22 protein-coding genes are annotated in these 19,086 nt (G+C 70.5%); 8 read left to right on the top strand and 14 right to left on the bottom strand.

Annotated elements, in window-relative coordinates; all coding sequences use genetic code 11:
• Positions 1 to 24: 24 nt before the first annotated feature.
• Together NDW01_RS10335 and NDW01_RS10340 are read left to right on the top strand one after the other, a co-directional pair.
• Positions 25 to 885, top strand: coding sequence for a hypothetical protein (locus tag NDW01_RS10335; protein ID WP_252819230.1), 861 nt, complete (start codon positions 25 to 27; stop codon positions 883 to 885).
• A 58-nt stretch (positions 886 to 943) separates the two neighbouring features.
• Entirely contained in the window at positions 944 to 1,306 is a 363-nt protein-coding gene (locus NDW01_RS10340) for a YbaB/EbfC family nucleoid-associated protein (protein WP_252819231.1), read from the top strand.
• A 22-nt stretch (positions 1,307 to 1,328) separates the two neighbouring features.
• On the opposite strand, the gene NDW01_RS10345 is transcribed toward NDW01_RS10340, so the two are convergent.
• Entirely contained in the window at positions 1,329 to 2,246 is a 918-nt protein-coding gene (locus NDW01_RS10345; protein WP_252819232.1) for a hypothetical protein, read from the bottom strand.
• Between the two features lie 87 nt (positions 2,247 to 2,333).
• Between NDW01_RS10345 and NDW01_RS10350 the strand changes: the two genes are divergently transcribed.
• The gene (locus NDW01_RS10350; RefSeq protein ID WP_252819234.1) at positions 2,334 to 2,630 is read left to right on the top strand and encodes a hypothetical protein; all 297 of its coding nucleotides are present in this window, start codon (positions 2,334 to 2,336) and stop codon (positions 2,628 to 2,630) included.
• A 25-nt stretch (positions 2,631 to 2,655) separates the two neighbouring features.
• Complete coding sequence (locus NDW01_RS10355; protein ID WP_252819236.1) at positions 2,656 to 2,997, top strand: hypothetical protein; 342 nt, start codon at positions 2,656 to 2,658, stop codon at positions 2,995 to 2,997.
• A 102-nt stretch (positions 2,998 to 3,099) separates the two neighbouring features.
• Here NDW01_RS10355 and NDW01_RS10360 read toward each other — a convergent pair whose 3' ends face one another.
• The 3 genes from NDW01_RS10360 to NDW01_RS10370 form a co-directional block, all read right to left on the bottom strand.
• Entirely contained in the window at positions 3,100 to 4,110 is a 1,011-nt protein-coding gene (locus NDW01_RS10360; RefSeq protein WP_252819238.1) for a WXG100-like domain-containing protein, read from the bottom strand.
• 190 nt (positions 4,111 to 4,300) lie between these two features.
• Positions 4,301 to 4,729 (bottom strand): YbaB/EbfC family nucleoid-associated protein, encoded by a 429-nt coding sequence (locus tag NDW01_RS10365; protein WP_252819240.1) that lies wholly within the window; start codon positions 4,727 to 4,729, stop codon positions 4,301 to 4,303.
• Positions 4,730 to 4,789: 60 nt separating this feature from the next.
• Positions 4,790 to 6,100 (bottom strand): S8 family serine peptidase, encoded by a 1,311-nt coding sequence (locus NDW01_RS10370; protein ID WP_252819242.1) that lies wholly within the window; start codon positions 6,098 to 6,100, stop codon positions 4,790 to 4,792.
• A gap of 180 nt (positions 6,101 to 6,280) precedes the next feature.
• Between NDW01_RS10370 and NDW01_RS10375 the strand changes: the two genes are divergently transcribed.
• From NDW01_RS10375 to NDW01_RS10385, 3 genes are read left to right on the top strand one after another with little or no spacing between them, the layout of a single operon-like run.
• Positions 6,281 to 6,880, top strand: a complete 600-nt coding sequence (locus NDW01_RS10375; protein ID WP_252819244.1) for a hypothetical protein — start codon at positions 6,281 to 6,283, stop codon at positions 6,878 to 6,880.
• On the top strand, positions 6,877 to 7,473 hold the full coding sequence (locus tag NDW01_RS10380; protein ID WP_252819246.1) for a hypothetical protein: 597 nt from the start codon (positions 6,877 to 6,879) through the stop codon (positions 7,471 to 7,473). The genes NDW01_RS10375 and NDW01_RS10380 overlap by 4 nt, the downstream gene beginning before the upstream one ends.
• Positions 7,473 to 8,483, top strand: coding sequence for a hypothetical protein (locus NDW01_RS10385; protein WP_252819249.1), 1,011 nt, complete (start codon positions 7,473 to 7,475; stop codon positions 8,481 to 8,483). The genes NDW01_RS10380 and NDW01_RS10385 overlap by 1 nt, the downstream gene beginning before the upstream one ends.
• On the opposite strand, the gene NDW01_RS10390 is transcribed toward NDW01_RS10385, so the two are convergent.
• From NDW01_RS10390 to NDW01_RS10415, 6 genes are all read right to left on the bottom strand, one after another.
• On the bottom strand, positions 8,377 to 9,648 hold the full coding sequence (locus tag NDW01_RS10390; RefSeq protein ID WP_252819250.1) for a hypothetical protein: 1,272 nt from the start codon (positions 9,646 to 9,648) through the stop codon (positions 8,377 to 8,379). The two genes, NDW01_RS10385 and NDW01_RS10390, sit on opposite strands and share 107 nt — an antisense overlap.
• 93 nt (positions 9,649 to 9,741) lie before the next feature.
• Positions 9,742 to 10,566: a barstar family protein gene (locus tag NDW01_RS10395; protein WP_252819252.1), complete on the bottom strand. Its 825-nt coding sequence runs from the start codon at positions 10,564 to 10,566 to the stop codon at positions 9,742 to 9,744.
• A 14-nt stretch (positions 10,567 to 10,580) separates the two neighbouring features.
• Positions 10,581 to 14,282: a DUF6531 domain-containing protein gene (locus tag NDW01_RS10400; protein ID WP_252819254.1), complete on the bottom strand. Its 3,702-nt coding sequence runs from the start codon at positions 14,280 to 14,282 to the stop codon at positions 10,581 to 10,583.
• Between the two features lie 85 nt (positions 14,283 to 14,367).
• A complete protein-coding gene (locus NDW01_RS10405; protein WP_252819256.1) occupies positions 14,368 to 14,847 on the bottom strand; it encodes a hypothetical protein in 480 nt (159 codons plus the stop codon).
• A gap of 7 nt (positions 14,848 to 14,854) precedes the next feature.
• Complete coding sequence (locus tag NDW01_RS10410) at positions 14,855 to 15,178, bottom strand: hypothetical protein (RefSeq protein ID WP_252819258.1); 324 nt, start codon at positions 15,176 to 15,178, stop codon at positions 14,855 to 14,857.
• Positions 15,179 to 15,190: 12 nt separating this feature from the next.
• Entirely contained in the window at positions 15,191 to 15,949 is a 759-nt protein-coding gene (locus NDW01_RS10415; protein WP_252819260.1) for a YbaB/EbfC family nucleoid-associated protein, read from the bottom strand.
• A 134-nt stretch (positions 15,950 to 16,083) separates the two neighbouring features.
• Here NDW01_RS10415 and NDW01_RS10420 point away from each other — a divergent pair, with 134 nt between their 5' ends.
• Positions 16,084 to 16,461: an Mth938-like domain-containing protein gene (locus NDW01_RS10420; protein ID WP_252819262.1), complete on the top strand. Its 378-nt coding sequence runs from the start codon at positions 16,084 to 16,086 to the stop codon at positions 16,459 to 16,461.
• Positions 16,462 to 16,542: 81 nt separating this feature from the next.
• Here NDW01_RS10420 and NDW01_RS10425 read toward each other — a convergent pair whose 3' ends face one another.
• The 4 genes from NDW01_RS10425 to NDW01_RS10440 all read right to left on the bottom strand — a co-directional run bounded on the left by NDW01_RS10425 (position 16,543) and on the right by NDW01_RS10440 (position 19,061).
• Positions 16,543 to 16,956 carry an SMI1/KNR4 family protein gene (locus NDW01_RS10425; protein WP_252819263.1) on the bottom strand — a complete coding sequence of 138 codons (414 nt, stop codon included), beginning with the start codon at positions 16,954 to 16,956 and terminating at the stop codon, positions 16,543 to 16,545.
• Positions 16,953 to 17,300 carry a hypothetical protein gene (locus NDW01_RS10430; protein ID WP_252819264.1) on the bottom strand — a complete coding sequence of 116 codons (348 nt, stop codon included), beginning with the start codon at positions 17,298 to 17,300 and terminating at the stop codon, positions 16,953 to 16,955. The genes NDW01_RS10425 and NDW01_RS10430 overlap by 4 nt, the downstream gene beginning before the upstream one ends.
• A gap of 570 nt (positions 17,301 to 17,870) precedes the next feature.
• Entirely contained in the window at positions 17,871 to 18,179 is a 309-nt protein-coding gene (locus NDW01_RS10435) for a DUF1416 domain-containing protein (protein ID WP_252819265.1), read from the bottom strand.
• Between the two features lie 42 nt (positions 18,180 to 18,221).
• The gene (locus tag NDW01_RS10440) at positions 18,222 to 19,061 is read right to left on the bottom strand and encodes a sulfurtransferase (RefSeq protein ID WP_252819266.1); all 840 of its coding nucleotides are present in this window, start codon (positions 19,059 to 19,061) and stop codon (positions 18,222 to 18,224) included.
• Positions 19,062 to 19,086 lie beyond the last annotated feature (25 nt).

Below are 19,086 nucleotides of genomic sequence, written 5' to 3' on the forward strand. Positions count from 1 at the left end.
CGGTGAACACTGAAAGGAGATCACGTGACCGACCCCGGCACGCCGTCTCCGTCCACCGCCCCCACGACGACGGCGGCACCGACGGACACGCCCACGGCGACGCCGTCCCCGACCGAGACCGCGCCGCCCACGTCGCCCACGTCGCAACCGCCGACGTCCCAGCCGCCGACGACGCAGCCCCCGACGTCCCAGCCGCCCACCTCGCAGCCCCCGACCTCTCAGCCCCCGACGACGCAGCCGCCGACCTCCCAGCCGCCGACGACGCAGCCGCCGACCTCTCAGCCCCCGACGACGCAGCCGCCGACCTCTCAGCCGCCGACGTCGCAGCCGCCGACCTCTCAGCCGCCGACGTCACAGCCTCCGGGGTCCTCGTCCCCGTCGGCGTCGCCGACCTCGCGTCCGCCGGCTCGGCCGTCGCCGGGGCCTTCCGGCCACGCGCCGAAGATCTACACGCCCACCCCGCACATCCCCGGCTCGCGGTCCGGCGGCGGAGCGTCCGGAGGCGGCTCCGGGCCGGACGGCCGTACGAGGCTGCACTGGGGCGGGGACGAGCAGGGAAGCCTGCCGAGAGCCGCGTCGGGCTTCGGGCACGAGGCCGTCGACCTGCCCGTGGACGTGAACAACCTGCTGATCGCGATCGCCGACCTCGGTGACTTCGTCGGCGGGGACGACATCGGCAAGAAGTTCCGCACCGGGTACGACCGGGCGGTGGCCAACGCGACCGGCTACGTCGGCGCTCTGTCCACCGTCTACGCGCAGGTCTCGACGAACCTGACGAACATGGCCTCCAACATGCGGGACGCCGAGTGGGCCGGCACGATCGCTCTGCCCAAGGTCGGCGACGGCCCCGAGTTCTCCGCATCCGACGGCACGCTGACCCCCTGAGCGGCTGATCCGCAGCATCGCCAAGAAGTTCTCGACCGGTAAAGTAGACAATATGACCATGCCCGATTCCGAGGACCCGTCCGCTCAGCACCTCGACGCGGGGATGCGGCGGATTCTCACGGACTTCGAGTCCGAGATGGAGCCGCTGCGCGCCCTGCGGCAGGAGATGGCCGAGCTTCGCGGAAAGGGCGAGGCCGCCGGTGGCCAGGTCACGGTCGAGGTCACCGCGGCCGGCGTACTGACCGGCGTGGACTTCGGTCCGCGGGCGTTGCGCCTGGACCGGCAGGCGCTGGCGGCGGCGATCCTCGAGGCCTCCGGGAAGGCCGTCGAGGACGCCACGACACGACTGGCCGAGCTGATGGGCGAAGGAATGGCCCCCTTCATCGAGGAGGCCGACCGCTTCCTCGATGGGCTCGCATGATCCTCCGGATCCGCCTCCCGGCCTACCGGCGCCAGCCCTTGCCCTGCTGAGCCGTGGCCACGCCGAACTTGCCGATCATCTGCTGCCAGGTGGGCAGCAGGCCGGTGGGGTCATCGATGAGTGCGCCCGGATCGTTCTCGAAGTTCGAGGTCGCCGTGAACACGCTCGATCCGAAGACGTACCAGAAGTACTTCTGGGCGACCTTGTTCCGCACGACCCATTCCGGATCTCCGCCCGGGCCCATCACCTTCTTCTGGAAGACGACCCTGTCGAACTGCTTGAATCCCGGATTCGCCGGATCCATGCTGTAGAAGGCCATCGCGGCCAGGAAGTTCTTCCCCATCCGCTCCAGGTGCTCGCTCAGCGGGCCCTGATCGTCGTCCCACGCCAGCTTCACGAGGTCGGTGATGCCCTCGTCGGCCACGGCGTAGAGCGTGCTCCCCAGGACATATTCCAGCAGCCTGAGGACCGCTTTGGCCTGGATCCGCCGCGCGGCCCGCCGCAAGAGCCACATGTACGTGCCGCCGAGCTCGGCCCAGACGCCGAACATCAGGGACTCGGCCCACGAGATGATGGCCATCTCCCAGAGCGTCTTCCGTGTCCGGTCCAGATGCGCGGCATAGTCGTCCATCGCCTTGGCGAGCTTCGTCGCGTAGGCGGTGACCTGGGGCGGGTACGGTGCCAGACCCTCGCTCCAGAATTTCCGGTACTCATCGATCGCGTGACCGCCGTTCACGGTCAGCGCCGCCTGGGCGGCCCCCCGGACCTGACTCAGGCCCTCGTCGACACGACCACCGATCCGCCGCCAGATCTGCGCGGCCTCGCGGATCTTCTCCGGGTGCCCCTCCGGCAGCTGCACCAACAGCATCAGACCGACGAATGCGGAGGAATAAGCACCTCCGATGGCGAAGCCCTGCGGGCGCGTCAGATTCAGCGTCACAGCGCCCAAACCTACCATAGTGGTAGGGAATTGGTCGAAGCATTACCATGTGGCAACCCTGGATATTGGGCCGGAACAAATTGTAAAATGTGTGTTAACAGCAGACCCCGGAGGTCGCATGGCGTCCACCGATTCGCCGTCACCGACCACCTCTTCGTCACCGAGCGAGCCACCCTCGCCGACGGCGACTCCCTCCCCCACCGGCGCACCGTCACATTCGCCGACCGGATCGCCCCGGCCGTCTCCCCCCACGAACGGCCCGGCGCCCTCGGCCTCGGGGCCCGGACGCTCGACCGCCCCGCGCCCCGGGTCGACGCCGCCCGCCTCCGGCAGGGCACGTGGCGACTTCGACAATCTCCGGACGTGCGCGGGCAGGTTCCGTAATGAATCGATCGACCTCGTCGACGACGTGCGGAACCACTTCAATCAGCTCGCCGGCCTGGGCGATTTCATCGGCACCGACGATTCGGCCAAGCATTTCAAAGAGGGCTATGCGAAGGCCGCGCAGAACGCGACCGCGATGATCAACGCGTTGGCGAGCATCTTGAGCACCCGCGCGCACGATCCGAAGGATCTGCTCAAACCGCCGGTCGAGAATCCCGCGCCCTTGCCGGCCCCGCCCGGCAGCGACAAGGCCGGAGTCGCCGAACGCCTGGACGGCATGGCCGCGACCGGGCAGGCCACGGAATGGGCGCTCACGATCCCGACCGGAGATCCGGCCGATCCCCTCACGTCACGCCCGGGCGGCTGACCCCCGCCGCTGGAACACGGCACGGCCGCCGGGGATCGCCCTGGCGGCCGCTCGCCCGCGCGCCGTTCCCGCACGAACGCGGGTGGTCCCGCGCGGACGGGATCAGCCGGCCTTCACCTGCGCGGGGTGGACGCCGATTCGAGTGCCGTGAATGAGGGACTTCTCGAACATCATCGCCCAGAGCTTGTCGGAGTCGGTGAAGTTGCTCCAGTCGCCCGTCTGCGCGTCCATCGCCACGCTGTAGGCGAGCGAGCCGCTCATGCGCCCCGCGAATCCGGCCAGGGCGGGCTTCCACGCCGCGGAGCCGCGCCACGCGGGATTGCCCCGGTCGAAGTACTTGCCGTACGGCTGGCGCCCCGCCCCCTCCATCGTCAGGTCGAACACCGCGTTCGCCACGAACGCCTGCCCGGCCTGGGTCAGGTTGGTCTTCAGGTCGGCCGGGTCGAAGCCGGCGACGTCGGTCATCGTCTTGTCGTCGATCCCGAGGACCTTCGCTCCGCCGACGAGGAAGACGTACTGAAGCTCCTGCTGCATGGCCGCCCACATGACCGAGTCGATGGCGGCGTACCAGAGCATGCGTTCGATGAGCTGGTGGGAGAGCGCCTCGACGAACGCCCGGATGAACGCCCGCCAGAGGGCGTCTTCGAGCCGTGCCTGGAACACCAGCCGGGCGATGGTGGCCTCGGTCGCCAGGAAGCCCGCGCCGCCCGTCGCCCAGCCGTACCAGACGCAGAACGCGACGTTGGCCACCATGCTCGCCTCGATGAGCCGGAGCGCCTTGACGTGCTGGTTCAGCTCGTTCCCGTAGGTGTCACAGTGGTCGCCGATCTCCGCGATGCCACCGGACAACCGTTCGAGATAGGGCACCAGCTTCTCGGTGCAGAATTCCTCGAATCCCTCGGCGGCGGGACCGATGTTCGCGTCCCGCATCAGCGTGCGAATGCTTCTGACCGCGGTCTCGGATGACTTGACGCGCTGGGCGACCCCGCGCCAATGGTCGGCCGCCTGATGGCAGGCGCCCGGATCGCCGTCGGGCATCGTGACCGTGGCCAATCGGAAGAGAAGGTCGCCCGCCGCGGCGAACCCCATGAGGCCGCCGAGCTTCAACGCCATCAAAAGCCTCGCTCGGACGCCGTCGAAGCAGGCAGGAAACGTCGCATGAGCTTCTCCCGAAGCGTCGCACCAGGACGGACTTACTCGAGGGTAACCGGACGCCGAGCCGGCCCCACCGGCCGAAATGAGGAATTAACGAGAAGGAAAAAGGAGGAACGATCGGCGCGTCAGCCCGCCGTCGTACCCGGAATCACTCGATGCCCATCGTCTTGCGGGCCTCCTTGAGCGCGGCCAGCACCTGCTCGACGTCCGAGCCGCCGAAGGAGGAGCCCGCGGCCGCGTCGCCCAGCCGCCCGGATCCCTGCATCAGCTCGGTGATCAGCGGCCGCATCATCTCCTCGGCGCGCTCGGAGATGTCCTTGGCCGCTTCCCTCGCCGCGGTGAGGATCTCGTCGGCGAGCTGCCCCGAGCCGAGGCGCATGGCGCGGGGGTCGATCGTCAGGCCCACGAGAGCGCCGTTGTGCGCGACCTCGACCTTCACGCGTCCGTCCGCGCCCTCGCCCTTGCCGCGCATGTCCGCCATGCTGCGCTGCATCTCCGCCAGCTTCTCGTTCTGCTCGGTGACGGTGGCGAGCAGGCTTTCGATCGACTCACGGGGATCGCCGAACGTCGACGTCATTCACGCTCCTAGTGATGGTTCACCAGGTGTTCACCTTAGCGGCTGTAAGGGCGTTTGTGACTAAGTGTCCTGTTCGGTACGCGGAGTGGTCCGCCGTCCGGGTCGCCATTTGCGCCGCCGGCCCATCGGGATGAGAACACCGCCCGCGACGACCAGCGCGCAGGCCACCAGGGCGCCTCCGGCGAGCGTCATCGCGAGGGAGCGGGTCCGTTCGTCCCGGGGCCGGCGGTAGGCCACCCGGACCGGCTTGGGCTGTACCGCCGGCGCGTGCGAGGCGGAGGCCCGGCTCTCCGAGGGGAGGATGGCCGTCACCGCCTGTACGGGATCGACCATGCCCGCACCGGAGCCGGTGCCGACGGACCCGTCCGCCGTGGCCTCGATGCGGGCCTTGACCTGCTGCTGGCTGAGATCGGGGTGGTACGCGCGGACGAGCGCCGCCGTGCCGGAGACGTAGGCGGCGGCATAACTGGTGCCCTCCAGGTCCTGGCGGAATCCGCCCGGCCACGTGCTGATCACGTCCTTGCCCGGGGCGCTGACGCTGACCCTCGTGACGGTGTTGGAGCTGTCGGCGACCGAGCCGTCCGAATCGAGCGAGCCGACACTGACGACTCCGGGGTACTCGGCGGGATACGCCGGGCCCACCGTCCCCTTCTGCTCGTCGGTGACGTTTCCGGCCGACGCGACGACGACGACATCGTGCGAGAGGGCGTACTGGACGGCGGTGTGGAGCGCCATCGTGTCCGGCGCCTGAACCGAGATGTTGATGACCTCGGCGCCGAGGTCCACGGCCTTGCGGATGGCCTTGGGGAGGTTCGGGTCCGCCCCTTGCATCTGTTCCTGATTCGTGAACTTGACCGAGATGACGTGCGCGGCGGGGGCGACGCCGACGAACGGGATGTTCTGCGCGCGCAGGTCCTTGGCCGCGATGATCCCCGCGACGGCCGTGCCGTGACCGACGCAGTCGCCGGGCACGGTCTGGGTCACGTCGGCCGAGGTCACCCGCCCCGAGAGCTGGGCGTACCGGGCGTCGACCCCGCTGTCGACGACCGCGACGGAGACGCCGGCGCCCTGCGTCTGCTTCCAGGCCCGGGTGAAGTCGAGTCGCTGCTGCCCCCAGCCCGCGGTCTTGACCGCGGGCAGGCCGAGGGTGGGGTTACAGGTCACCACCGGCTTTGGGGTCGGCGACGGCTTCGGAGTCGTCGGCTTGGCGGTGACCGTGATCGACTTGGTGACCGTCGGCCGCGGCGACGTGGTCTTCCTCGTGGGGTGCGGCGTCGGTCTGTCCACTGCCAGAGCGGCCGGAACGACGGTGAGCGACGCGATGGCCAGGGCCCCGGCGACGGCGAGCCCCCCTGACTTCACAGCGCTCATGCGAACCCCATCCGACGTTTCCAGCGCGAAAACCTACCTGAACCGCAGTCCGCCCGCGACCGTCCGATACGAGGCCGAATCAGTCGTCCCCCGGACCATTACCGCGCCGGAACAATGCGGTAAAGGAAGGAACGTCAGCGCACGCCAGCGATGAATAGCACCGAACGTTACGATTTGCCCATGTCAGCTCCCCCGCCGCCGGGTGACCGAACACGCCCGAGGCTCCGCGTCACCGCGGCGACCCTGGGGGCGTTCGGGCTGGTCATCGCGGTGGTCGCGGTGTTCGGCGGCCTGCGGGCCCAGTCGCACGCCCCCGCGAAGGGCGGCGCGGGCAAGACCTTCGACCAGGGACTGTTCACGGTCGAGGTCCTCGACGCGCGAACCGGCCACGACAAGGACGCCTTCGGGAGCGGGCGGACGAAGGTCCTCGCCGTACGGATGCGCGTCACCGTGAAGGACGTCCGATCGCACTCGGTCTTCGAGTTCCTCGAAGGCGTGATGGCCGAGCCGAAGCCCGGATCGTACGTCGCGGCGGACAACGAGCTCACCACCGGCCTGATCGACGGGCAGAAGACATCCGAGATCCACCCCCGGCTGCCGATCGAGGTGCGGGCCGTCTGGAAGATCCCGGAGACCTCGGCGCCGACGACGGTGACCGTCGCCCTGCGGCAGTGGGTCTACAAGCACGGCTTCTTCGACTCCGCGTACTACTGGTACGCGGGCAAGGACTCCTCGTACGCCGCCGAGGTCGGGGTCTCCGTACACGCGGGGGGATCATGACGGTCCTGAGACGGGTCGTCGCCGGCCTGGTCGCGGCCGCGCTGCTGGGCGTCGCCATGTGGCTGACCCACGTCGCGCCGCACATCGAGGGCCGGCTGCAGGACCCGATCCCGAACGGCGGCCACGCCGGGAAGATCGTGACCAACCGGGTGTTCAGCGTACGGGTCGACCGGGTCGACGTCGCCCGCTCCATCGTGACGCACACCGACATCGTCGACCCGAAGAAGAACGAGCGGATCACGACACCCGGCATCTTCGTCATCGTGTACCTCTCGGTGCGGAGCAACCAGAGGCCCGTCGGCCTCGGGCACGTGCGCCTGACGACGCACTCCGGGCTGCACTACGCCGAGAGCGGCCGCGATGGTCTCCTGACCAAGAACGAGGGAATCTTCGAGCCGATGCTCTGGGGCAACGCCTCGTACGTCTTCGAGATCCCGAAGGACCAGCTGAAGGGCGCGCATCTCATCGTCGGCCAGTCGGACTCACTGAACCAGCTCTCGGCCGAGGCCGACGTCGACCTCGGGCTCGACACCGGCTCGGCCGACCGGCTGCTCGCCCATCCCACGGACGACTACAAGCTCAGGGACGCCTGATGCCGGACCACCGACTCCCGCCGGACGGCCGGCCACCCGGCGCTCCGGACCCGCAGGGCCGGCCTTCCTACGGACCGCCGCCCGAAGGCACTCCCGCGTACGGACGGCCGCCCGAGGGCACTCCCGCGTACGGGTCACCGCCCGCGAGCACGGGCCCGTACGGGCCGCCGCCTGAGGGCACGACCTCCTACGGGCCGCCGTCCGAGACCGCAGGCCGGTACGGGCCGCCCACCGCGGGCACGGGCCCGTACGGGCCGCCCGGCTCCCCGTACGGATCGTCGCCCCAGGGCACGCCGTACGGGCCCTCCGGCTCCTCCAACACGCCGTCGGCGCCGGGCGCGCCGTACGCCTCCCCGTACGGATCGCCGGTCGAGGGCGCGGGGCCGTACGGATCGCCCGTTCGGCCGTACGGGCCCGCGGACGGGGTTCCGGGGCCGTACGGGCCGGGCGAGGCGCCCGATCCGCTGGAGGAGACCCGCTCCGACCGGCCCCGGCGCGCCCGGCGGCGACGGCTCGGTCCCCGGGGCCGGCGGACGGCCGAGGCCGTCGCCCTGGCGATCCTGCTTCCGGCGCTGGTCATCACGCAGGTGACGGACGACCGCCACCAGAACGCCAACCGCGAACGGATCAGCACCGTGCCGCGTGGAGCGACGGTGACCATCGACCACATGCAATGGCGTCTGCTGGGCCGCGTCCCGTCCACCGGCCGGCCCACCGCATCCGGCGCCGTCTCCCTGGTGTTGCTACTGGAGGTACGGCCGCTGGACGCTCAGGGGGTGAAGCAGGCCGAGCCGTTCAGCCTCACGTTCCGCGTCCGCGACGGCAAGGGCCACCAGTGGAGCGCCGCCGAGGACGACCTGGGGGCGGCCAAGCCGGTCGTGGGCCGGGCCGCCCAGGTCAAGGTCACCGCGGTGGTTCCGCAGCAGGTCGTCGCGGCGGCCGTGCTGGAGCTGCGAGCAGCCCCGGCGCTGCAGCCGGGGCCGGGCGACTGGGTGCGGTTCGCGCACTGACCCGCGCCACGACGAGTTCGAAGGCCGCGGCCAGGAGGCAGACGCGCAGCACCTCCTGCACCAGGCCGACGCCGAGGTCGATCGAGTCCAGCCGGATGTTCCACCAGGGCACCGGGTGCGGGCCGAGCAGCCGGTACACGCCGCGCTTCGCCAGGTCCCCGAGCGGGTCGAGCGCGGCGTACAGCACGCAGAAGACGGCGAACGACAGGCCGCCGGCGCGGAACACCAGCCGGAACCCGTAGACCGCCGGCAGCCACTTCTCGCGGAGCTCGCGGGTCAGCACCTCCCGGGGGGTGTGCGGCTGGTAGATGCCGCTCGCCCGGGCCACCCCGCGCATGACCCGGTGCTCACCGAGGATCTTCTCCTCGTCCTCGGCGTCGACTCCCAGGATCAGGCCCGCGATGACCAGCCAGATCAGGCTCGCGAGCACGCCGTCCTTGAAGTACGGCCAGACCGCGAAGACCTGGCCGAGCGCCGAGCCGAGCCAGCCCCACGCCTGCCGGCCGGTGATCCAGCCGACGACGTCGCCGCGGACCTGGTCGACGGTGAAGATGCCGAAGAGGGTCCAGTTGACCTCGCAGAACGCGACGAGGAGGCCGCCGAAGCCGGCCAGGCGAGGGGAGAGGAAGCGTTCGGAGACGTCCTTCAGGACGAAGAAGACGACGGTCGCCGCGATCGCGATGTAGAGGTGGTGCTGGAGGAGCAGCAGCATCTTCATGGCGTCGAGCTGGCTGCCCAGGCCACCTTGCGCGTATCCCCGGTCCGCCGCGGACTGCGCGAACGCCTGGGCGTCCTTGCCGAACCATCCCCACGCCAGATAGAAGATCATGAAGGGGAAGACCGCGCGTCCGACGGCGCGCGCGATCCCCTCGTCCTCGTCCGCCGTCCAGGAGGCGAGGGACTCGTCGAGGTCCCGCTTCTTGATCGTGGGGAGGCCGTCCTTGACGCAGTGCACCATCGCGACCGTCGTCGCGACGGTCACGACCACGATGAGGCCCAGCACGATGATCGGTACGACCGGGTTGTGGACGAACCGGTAACCGGCGTAGAAGAGGGCGTACCGCAGCGTCTGTCCCACCGTGTACCACAGCGCCAGCGGAACGGCGAAGCGCCCGGCCAGGCGCAGCGTCCTCCACGGCAGCGTCAGCGGGGACGGGGAGGACACGGGCCCCGATGCTAGCCGCCCCGACCCGTCCCGGTCACGCGACGGCCTGATCACGCTTCTCCGAACCCGGAACCGGTCACATCGTTCCGCCGATCAGTGGAGTTCGACACTGGCCCCCGCCTCATCGAAGATCTGCAGGATCACGTCGAAGTAAGGCGGCCCCGAGCCTCCGACGGGGTCACGCAGTCGCTCGCGCGCGATCTCGGAGTGCCGCCAGATGAGGGTGAAGGGGATCCGGGCCCCGAAGTCACCGCCCTGAAGGCAGTCGTCGAGGGCGTCGAGGCCGGCGCCGAAGTAGCCGCCCGGACCGTTGATCGCCTCGCCCAGGGCGCAGTAGAAGCTCGCCGGGTCGGTGACGTGCCGGCCGTCCAGCTCGAACGTCGCCCCACGCTCGGCGGTCCGGTCACGGCCGGCTCGATGACGGTCGTGATACCGCACCACGTGCAGCCACGCGCGCCTGCCCTCCGGGGAGTACTCGGCCCAGAGGCCGCGGCGGCTCGGGAACTCCCTCCGCCAGCGTTCCCAGATCTCGCCCGCCTCCGGCGGCGGCGACTCGATGACGAAGGCGGCCACCGTGACGTCCCGCGCACCCGACTCCGACGCGGCGGGAACACAGCCGAGAACGGTCACCCCCCCGAGGAAGTACGCTCCGAGCGTCCGTCCCGCGCCGTCGAGCACGCGCAGCCCCGCGTTGCCCAGCTCGATCGCGCCGCCGTCCGGGCGCTCGCGCCGCAGGACCTCATCCGGGACCCGCATGCAGCTCAACAGAGTGATCTCCCGGCTTCCCTGGGACGGCGCCGGGGAGAAGAAGCCCGACAGGCCGGAACAGGTGAACCAGACCTCGTCGTCCTCCTCGCCGACGACCGCGTACCGGGGCGGCCTCTCGGCGACCGGGTCGGCCGGCGATGCGGAGTTCATCGGATCGTCCCCCACTACTTACCCTTTCCGCCGAGGAACCGGGGAATCACGCCGCCTTCCGGATACCAGGGTCCCGGGAAGAGCTGAGGTTTGCTGTAGTCGTGCTGATAGGCGTAACCGAGTTTGCCGTCCGGCCGTTCGAGGATCCGGTGGTCGGTGCCCGGCACGTCCCACTCCAGCGAGCCCTTCCAGGCGGGCCGCTGGGTGAGCGGGAGTTCCCACCCCTGGAAGACCTTCTGATTGCCGGTGGCCTCGTTGATGCGCGGCGTCGGTGCGCCCAAGGGCGACGGTATGCCGTTGCGTTCCGCCGCCCGCATCGCCGCGATCTTCTCGTACTCCTCCCGGATCGGCTTCGGGATCTTGGTCACGGCGTTGTCGGAGAGCCGGTACGGCGCCAGGCCGAGCGGGTCGAACTCCACCATCGGGTTGGTGACATAGGCGTGGGGGTTCGGCGCGGGATGCAGGCCGAGCGGGTCGGCGCTCTCGTACCTCGCGGTGGCCGGATCGTAGTAACGCAGGCAGTTGTAGCTGAGTCCGGACTCCGCATCGAAGTACTGACCGGGGAAGCGCAGCGGGCAGTCCGTTCCTCCGGTGTGGCCGATGGGCGACGCGCCCCAGACCGTGGTCCGGCGTCGCCAGTGGACGGTACCCGCGAGGTCGACCAGCTCGGTCGGTGTTCCGACCAGGTCGGTGACGATGGCGTAGAAACGCTCGTCCACCCACTCACGGGTGTCCGGATCCAGCAGGCGCTCGGTCTGGCCGATCGGCCGGGACGTCCCGGGCTCCCACTCCCATCCCGTGACGCGCGTGGCCGTGCGTCCGGAAGCGAACACCGTGTGAGCCTGCTCGGCCAGGTTCTCACCGTCCCACAGGAAGTCGACCTGCTCGGCCACGGACCCGCCGTCCGGGCTCAGGCGTTGCTTGGCGATCCGCCGCCCCAGCGGGTCATAGCGATACGCCCAGCGTCCGCCGTCCGGAGTGGTCACGCCGGTGAGCCGGTCCTGAGCGTCCCAGGAGTACCGCCAGGTCAACGGCTTCCCGGACAGGCGCCTGTGCTGGCGGAGGACGACCCGGCCCTGGGCGTCGTACTCGAAACGCACTTTGCCGGCCCGCCGGACGCGGGTGCCGGCGTACTCGCGCTCCCCCAACGCGTCACCGTCCGTGGAGGGACCGGCCGACGTCGGCCACGAGGCGTGGGCGAGCACTCCGCCCGTGTCGTAGGTGTAGTCCTCGCTCCAGCCCTCGCCGCGGACCGCGGTCACCCGGCCGACAGGGTCCAGCCGGTACGCGCGTACGCCGGAGGCCGAGTCGCGGAGCCTGCTGACGTAGCCGTCCGCCCGGTACTCGTAGAGGCGCTCGTGAATCAGCCGCGCCGGCTCCGGCGCGGTGTGGCGCGGGGGCGTACGGACCCACAGTCCCTGGGCCCGCAGCCGGTCCTCGGCATCCCAGCCAGAGGTCACCGCGACATTCGGCCCGAACAGACGCTGGGTCTCACGGCCGGCGCGGTCGTAGCCGAAACGCACGTCTCCGCCGTCGACCTGCAGTGCCGCCGGCCGGCCGGCCGCGTCGTACCGCCACGCGCTGCGTGCCCCGGACGCCGTACGCCGGCCGACGCGCCGGCCCGCGGCATCGTAGGACGAGGACAGCACCCTGCCGTTGCAGACCTCGGCCGTCACCCGCCCGGCCGCGTCGCGCTCGAACCGTACGTCGGCGTCGGAGTTGACCGCGCGGATCAGGCGGCCGGCGGCGTCATGGGTGAACGTGGTGACCGTGCCGCCGGAGTGCTCCTCGACGACATTCCCGACCCGGTCGTGTACGTAGCGGACGCTCTCGCCCGCGCCGTTGCGGCGTTCGACGAGCCGACCGGCCGCGTCGTAGGCGTACGTGAGGACCCTGCCGTTGAAGTCGGTCTCACGGGTCAGGCGCCCCGCCGCATCGTACTCGTAGCGCCAGACCAGTCCCCGGGGATCGGTCACGGTGGTCAGGCGGAGCTCGGTATCGTATTCGAGGCGCAGGCGCGTCCCGTCCGGTCCGGTCCGCGCGGTGGGCACATCGAAGGGGCCGTATTCGACGCGGGTCACGCCTCCGGCGGCGCTCACGAACTCCACGAGATCACCCTCATCGTCGTAGGACCAGCGCTCGGTCTCGCCGCCCGGCGAGACGCGTGCGGCGAGCCGCCCCTCCGGGGTCCAGGCCAGTCTCGTCACCTGTCCGAGAGGGTCGATGAGCGTGGTGATCCGCCCGGCCGCGTCCCGGATGACCCGGTCGGTCGCGCCCGTCGGATCCGTGACGGCCGTGGGCAGCCCGAGATCGTCGGTGACGATCCGTGTGACGGCGCCCAGGGGGTCGGTGACGGCCACCAGGCCCCCGCGGCGGTCGTATTCGAATCTCGTCGTGGCCCCGAGCGGGTCGGTACGGGTGAGGAGATTCCCCCGCGCATCGAAGCTCTGCCGCCAGACGGCGCCGTCGGGCTCGGTGATCTCGATCGGGAGGCCGAGTTCGTCGCACACGGCGGTGACCTCCCGGCCGTCCGGACGGGTGACGGCGACCAGGCTGCCGGTCGGGCCATAGGTGTACCGGGTCGTCGCGCCCAGGGGGTCGGTCCGGGAGAGCAGCCGGTCGTGGACGTCCCATTCCAGGCGGACGAGGTTCCCCAGCGGGTCGATCTCGGCGATCATCTGCCCGCGCTCGTTGAGGCGATAGGTCGTCCGATGACCGAGTGAGTCGGTCACCACGGTCTCACCGTCGAGGTAGGCCAGCTCGGCGTTGAGGAAGCCGTCTCTGCCCTCGCCCCGGATCCCACGGCCCTCGGCGTCATAGGTGTAGCGGTACCAGGCGCCGTTGCGGTCGATCCACTCGGTCAGCCGCCCCTGCGCGTCGTAGGAGAAGCGGAGCGGCTCGCCCGAGGAGTCGACGACCTCGGTGAGTCGGCCCTGCTCGTCGTAGCCGAAGCGGACCAGTACCGGATCGGCGTCCGGGCCGTCTCCCGTCCGCAGCCGCAGGGCACGGACGCGCCCCGACTCGACCTCGACGTCGACGGTGTAGCCGCCCGAGTGCCGGATCGTCCGCAGGGTCCCGGCCTCATCCCGTTCGAAGTCGATCCGGTTGCCGTTGCGGTCGGTGATCGCGGTGATCGGCACGGTCCCGTACGCCGCGGGCCCCCGCCCGGGGAAGTGCGCGGTACGGCCGGTGAGGGGGTCGGTCACGGTGTACTCGCCGCCGGGTGTGACCGCGAGCGTTCGCAGGGGGCCGCGCTCCGGCCGCACCGGCGTGCCGGGCGACGGAGCCGGGAAGGTCAGCACCATCCCGTCCTCCGCCGCGAAGCACACGCCCTCGGAGTCGATCTCGATCCGCTGGTCCAGCGTGGACGCCCACGACGACCCGAACAGCGAGCCGGCGCGGTAGGAGGACAGGTACGTGCGTTCGAGGACCAGCGGCAGCACGCCGGGGAACTCCGCGTCGACCTGCCGCAGCACCACCTCGCCGCTCGCGACGTCGATGGGGTCCTTGGTCAGGACCCGCGCGAGGAACGCCCGCGCCCGCCCCGAGGCCTCCGCACCCGCCCGGAGCGACCCCCGCACCGCGCGGCCGCTCGAACGCGCCGCGGTGACGAGGGCACGCGAGGCCGGGCTGCGCAGGAAGGCGCCGATCGGGAAGAGCCGCCCTCCGGCCACCTTCATGACGGTCTTCCCGACCGCCCGCGATCCCGCGCTCACTCGAACCCTCCGAACATGACGTCACACACCTCGTACCGAGCGACACCGGCCCGAGCGCCGTCCGGGACGGCGCCGCGGCGTGCCGTCAGCCGAGAACCTGGTACGCCGCCTGGTTGGTCGCGTAGTCGATCGCCTTGTTGGCGGCCTGCCTGATCATCGGCGCGGCCATGGCGCCGAACCCGCCCGTGAGGGCCGCCTCGGCCAGCGCCGCGGCGGTGAGGCCGTACTGGAAGAGGGTCACGCCCTTGTGGGCGAGGATGATGTTGCCCGCGACCTTGAGACCCGTGCCCATGACGTGCGTGCCGGTCGAGGCGTCCACCAGGTTGCGATGTGCTCCCTGCGGGTCCTCGAACTTCTGGTGGAAGGCGGCGATGTCGTCACCCTGGCCGGTGGCGACGGCACGGGCCTTGTGGTCCTGGCCCTCGGCCAGGATCCCCTTGTTCGTCGCGGCGTACTGCTCGCAGTCGTCCCCCATCCGGTGGCAGTCATCGACCTTGCCGTTGTTGAGGGGCTTGCCGAGGAACAGCTCGATGGGCAGGAGATAGGAGGGAAGCTGGATGTCCATCAGCGCATCACACCTGCCGGTACTGGTCGCTCAGCTCGGTGGCCGTCTGCTCCGCGGCACCGTGCGTGGCGGCGTGCACCTGGAGCCCCGCCGGGTAGTCGGCCCACGCGGCGTGGTTCTCCTCGTGGCAGGAGGTGCAGGCGTCCTGCACGACCGGGGCGACGCTGTCGATCGCCTGACTGAGGCCGTTGTTGTTCCCCCAGGGCCGGCCGTACGAGGCGAGCCTGGCGACGAACCGCCGATGCTCCTCCTGCAACCGCTGGTGAACGTCAGCCATGCCCTGCGCGGAGCGTCGCAGCTGATCGCGGTCAACGTAGAGCTCGTTGCTCATCGCCCCTCCTGATCAGTCGAGCGGCCGGATGCCGGCCATGAAGTCGGTCATTTGACGCACGTAAGCGTCCAGGCGTGCCACTCCGAGCTCACGAAGTTCCGCGATCCGGCCGGTGATCCTCTCGGAATCGGCGCCGGCCTCCTCCCGCCGGCGGCGGAGCTTGTCCGCCAGGTCGTCCAGCGCGGCGTTCACCGCGGTCGTGACGGCCTCGGCCAGCTCGGGGGTCGAGCGCATGGCCCGCTCCCGAAGGTCCATCTCGACCAGGCGCGGACCCGCGGCGCAGGTCACCGAGATCCGCCCCGGCACGGCGCCCTGCCCGCGCAGCTCCTCCGTGTCCTCGTCGGGAACACCGCCGATGGTCTCCAGGACGTCGATCAGCTGGTCGAACATCCCGGCGAAGTCCATCGTCGGGACGGTGGACGGCACCACCGCGTCGCCCCGCAGACCCTCGATGCTGCGCTGGACGGACGCGGTCGACTCCGCCATCCCCGCGCTCAGGTCGTCGCGCAGGCCGCGAAGCTGCCGGGCGAGCGCGCGCGGGTCGACCTGCGGCACCGCTCCCCCGGCGGCCAGGAGGTCGGCGAACGCGGCGTTGACCGCCTCGGTCAGGTGGTCCGCCAGCTTCTCCGGGGAGGAACGCAGCAGCCGGGGCTCGACCTCCAGGGAGATCATCCTGCCGTGGGTCACGACCGCGCGCACGCGCCCGTCGTCCGCCTCACCGACGCCCCGATCCGCTTCTCGCCCGGAGGCTGTGTTCACCGACTCGGACACGTCGACTCCCCCGGCGGATGAACGACAAATCAATGACCGACGACATTCTAGGGTCGGTCAAGGCCCGGGTTGCCGTCGCGAGGGGCCCGGACGAAGCTGGAGGCCAGCACTCACGCCCGGCTCGAAAGGTCGCCATGAACCCGCCGAAGATCACATCGCCGTTCATCACGAAGGTCACGTGGGGGCGCATCTGGGTGGACGGGCTCGGCGAGGCCCGCGACTACAAACTCTGGCCGGCGGGCGGACGGCCCTGGGACTGGGCCGAGACGGGAACGCACCATGTGCCGGGCGTCCAGCCCGCCGACGTCGCGGAGCTGCTCGAACACGGCTGCGAGGCGGTGGTCCTGAGCCGGGGCATGGAGTGCCGCCTCCAGGTGCCCGCGGAGACCGTTCGCCACCTCGAGGACAAGGGCGTCGCGGTCCACGTGGCGGAGACCACCGAGGCGGTCGCCCTCTACAACCGGCTGGCCGAGACCGTTCCGGTCGGCGGGCTGTTCCACTCGACCTGCTAGACCGCCCGCACCCGCCCGCACAGCCCGAGGACGACCTGCCAGACCGGCCTCACAGCCCGAGCACGACCTGCCAGACCGGCCTCACAGCCCGAGGCGGTCGGCGAACGCGTCGAAGTCGGGCGCGACCTCGACCCAGCCCGGCTCGGCGAGGTAGACCACGCCGGGAGGCCCCGGGCGCCGGTAGTCCAGGGCGAACATCTGGTCAGGGCCCAGCTCCCCGATCAGCAACGAGCGCGCCGGGTCGATGTCCCCGGGCGGGTTCGCGGGATCGGGCCGGCAGACGTAGGCGGGGCGGCTCTCGGAATGCCACCCGCGGTTGACGCCGACGATGCTCGCCGCGTCGTAGAAGGACGGGAAGTCCGCGGGCTCGGGGAACACTCTGCGCAGGACCGCGTCGTCGGGCGCCGCCCACCGGCCGCCGCTCAGCAGGAGGACCAGCCTGCGAGGCAGCAGCAGCCCCTCGACGGAGAGCGGGACGCCGTCGGTCTCGGTCATCGTGACCACACCCTTCTTCCGGTCGCCTGCGAGATCGCGTCCATCACCGCACCGCGATACTCCCCCGGCGCCGCGATCGTGCCGTGGTAGTACTGGTTGACCGACCGTGAGCGCCAGCCGACGGCGAATCCGTCGTCCTCCGCGAACATCGTGAAGGCGACCTTCTTATCATCGCGGCCCCCGATGAGGCGCACCATCGTGTCCTCGATCTCCCCGTGGCCGCCGTACCGGTTGACCGCGTTGACCGGGGCGTCCATGGCCGCGGGATCGTCGACGCTGCGGAACGACATGAAGCGGCCCGACGCCGGGTGGTAGACACCGCTGAACGCGTCACCGGGACGCACCTCGCGCAGCGTCTCCGGGTTCCGGAGCGCGGCGTCCTCCAGGTTCGAGAGGGAGTTCTCCGTCTCCGGCCTGAGCTGCGGTTCCGCCGGAGGCTGCGCTCCGTGAGCCGCCGGATGCTGCCATTCGTGAACCGCTGGGGTCTGCCATTCGTGAGCCGCTGGGCTCTGCCATTCGTGAGCCGCTGGCGTCTGCCATTCGTGGACCGCTGGGGCCTGCCATTGGTGAACCGTTCGGCTCGGCACCTGGTGAACCGCCTGGTTCTCCATCCTGCCGGCGGCGGTATTGACGACCGAGGATTCCGCGGTCCGGTCCGCCGTCCGCAAGAAGCCCAGCACCGCCCGCAGGAAGCCACCACCAGCCGCCACCGACCATGCCCTCCGAACCTGACCTGTCCCCGACCCGGAGAATAACGACGCGCCGGGCCGCGCCCCGGTTCCTCCGCGGACTCGATTCGGACCACCGGACGCCGCCGCACCACGTACGGAGCCCGAGACCGGCGCCTCCCGGCAACACGACGGGCACGGCCCCCCTGGTGGGTGACCGTGCCCGTGGCAGTTGATCGTGTCAGGTCAGATGGCGACCTCAAGGGCGGCGATCTCGCCGACCTGGGCGGTCACCTGCGAGTCGACGCTGACGCCGCCCGGGGCGAGCACGCGGATCGTCCAGTCGCCGGGTGCGGCGAAGAACCGGAAGACCCCCTCCTCGCTGGTGACGACCTCGCCGGTGAACTCACCGGTCGCGTCGAGCAGGCGCGCGTACGCGCCGGACACCGGGGTGCCCTCGCGTACGACCGTGCCCTGGATGACCGCTTCGTTCGCGAGATCGACCGTGGCCGGCAGGCTCGCCGTCTGGGTCGGAGCTCCGCAACCGTCGCTCATTGTTCCTCCTTGCTGAGATGCGCGTCTTGGGCCGGCGAGCGGCTACTTGGCGTCGCCGAGCTCGATCGGCACGCCCACGAGCGAGCCGTACTCGGTCCAGGAGCCGTCGTAGTTCTTCACGTCCGGCAGGCCCAGCAGCTCGTGCAGGGCGAACCAGGTGTGCGACGAGCGCTCACCGATGCGGCAGTAGGCGATGGTCGGCTTCGACAGGTCGACGCCGGCCTCCTCGTAGAGCTTGCGCAGCTCCTCGTCGGACTTGAAGGTGCCGTCGTCGTTGGCGGCCTTCGACCACGGGATGTTGCGCGCGGTCGGGATGTGGCCACCCCGCTGCGCCTGCTCCTGCGGCAGGTGCGCGGGAGCGAGGAGCTTGCCGGAGAACTCGTCGGGCGAGCGCACGTCCACGAGGTTCTTGGTGCTGATCGCCTCGACGACCTCGTCGCGGAAGGCGCGGATCGTGTGGTCCTGCTCCTGGGCGACGTAGTTGGTCTTCGGGCGGGACGGGACGGCCTCGACGAGCTCGCGGGAGTCCAGCTCCCACTTCTTACGGCCGCCGTCGAGCAGCTTGACGTTCTGGTGGCCGTAGAGCCTGAAGTACCAGTACGCGTACGCGGCGAACCAGTTGTTGTTGCCGCCGTACAGGATGACGAGGTCGTCGTTGGCGATGCCCTTCTCGGAGAGAAGGTTCTCGAACCCGGTCTTGTCCACGAAGTCGCGGCGTACCGGGTCCTGCAGTTCGGTCTTCCAGTCGACACGGACGGCGCCACGGATGTGGCCCTTCTCGTAGGCGCTGGTGTCCTCGTCGACCTCGACGAGGACGACACCCGGGTCGTCGAGGTGAGCCTGCACCCAGTCGGCATCGACCAGGACGTCGGAGCGGCTCATGCGTGGTCCTCCTTGTGGAGTCGGC

The organism is Actinoallomurus soli (genome assembly GCF_024055715.1).
Taxonomy (GTDB): Bacteria; Actinomycetota; Actinomycetes; order Streptosporangiales; family Streptosporangiaceae; genus Actinoallomurus; species Actinoallomurus soli.